The organism is Roseovarius halophilus (ex Wu et al. 2025) (genome assembly GCF_047086965.1).
Genome location: NZ_JBKOTX010000468.1, coordinates 1 through 1,342, shown reverse-complemented (window position 1 = coordinate 1,342; position 1,342 = coordinate 1). Strand labels below are relative to the sequence as shown.

At 62.4% G+C, this 1,342-nt stretch carries 1 protein-coding gene; it reads right to left on the bottom strand.

Features of this window, described 5'->3' with window-relative positions; translation table 11 throughout:
• Window positions 1-275: 275 nt before the first annotated feature.
• A complete protein-coding gene (locus tag ACH107_RS32875; protein ID WP_412509790.1) occupies window positions 276-1,301 on the bottom strand; it encodes an IS110 family transposase in 1,026 nt (341 codons plus the stop codon).
• Window positions 1,302-1,342: the final 41 nt, after the last annotated feature.

The window sequence follows — 1,342 nt, the reverse complement described above, 5'->3', positions numbered from 1 at the left end:
CTTCTTTGGTTGCCGCCCGTGATGCAAGAAGTTTTTGACCTTATTGGCGTGTGATCGAGTACGAACTTCTTTCAGGCCTCGTGTTGCGGCACTTCCAGAAGCCGCGGGCCGATATGGTGATCAGCGGATTGGGTCCAAATCTCAGAAGCGAGCTTTGTGCTCAGAGTCTGACGCTGGTTTTCCCAATCCAGATCTTTTCGATCGTTGCGCCCATTCAGGTCATCGGCTTCTCACACTCCCCTTGGCACCGCCGCTGGTTGGTCACGACACGCTGGTCATGCCGTTGCCAGCGACGGATCCCGGTAATCCTCGTTCTTCGTCAGCATCGCCCAGATCTGCCGGGCCATTCGGTTGGCCAGCGCTATCCCAACCAGCATCTTCGGCTTACGCGCCAGCATGCGCCCGATCCAGCTCTCGGCCGGAACCTTGTGTCGTGCGCGCCCCATAATCCGCGTCATCGCGCCGATTATCAGTAGCCGCCGGATGTCGCTTTGGCCAGCCTTGGATATCCGCCCGAGCCGCGCCTTGCCGCCGGTCGAGTGCTGGCGCGGAACAAGTCCCAGCCAAGCCGCGAAGTCCCGGCCGGATTTGAAATGCGCCATGTCCGGCGCAAAGGCTTCCACCGCCAGCGCCGTCAGGGGACCGACGCCAGGCATCGTCTGTAGCCTCCGCGCGGTATCGGTCCCTGCCGCAAGCGCCTTCAGGGTTTTGGTCTTCGCGTCGATCCTCTCTGTTTTCTCAGCAATCTGCGCCAGCAGGTCCTTGCACTCCCCGATGACGAGTGCGGGCAGGTCGCAGCCAGGATCTTCCACCACAGCCGCGATGCGCTTCATGTGGCAGAAGCCGACGGGGAACACGTGCCCGTATTCGTAGAGGACGGCCCGCAGCGCGTTCACAAGCTCCGTCCGCTGGTGGACCAGCCGCTCGCGCCCCCGGAAAAGTATCGCCTTGGCCTGCTGATCAGCCGTCTTCGGCGCCACGAACCGCATCTCTGGCTGGCGCGCTGCGATCACGATGGCTTCGGCGTCGGCCGCATCGTTCTTCTGCCGCTTGACGAAGGGGCGCACATACTGCGGCGCGATCAGCCGGACCTCGTGACCGAGCGCTTCCATCTCCCGGGCCCAGTAGCTCGCGCTCCCGCAGGCCTCAAACACCACAAGCGCGGCCGACTGTGCCGCCATGAAGGCCAGGAACTGATCCCGCGTCAGCTTCTTGCGGAACTTCACCTCACCCGCCACCGTGGCCCCGTGGAGCTGGAAAACACGCTTTGCCAGATCCACCCCGATCATTGTATCCTTCATCTTGCCGTCCTCCTCGCTTAGTGGCTTTCAACACCACCATC

Excerpts from the sequence above, each read along its gene's own strand:
- ACH107_RS32875 (WP_412509790.1), bottom strand. The coding sequence starts at position 1,301 with ATGAAGGATACAATGATCGGGGTGGATCTGGCAAAGCGTGTTTTCCAG.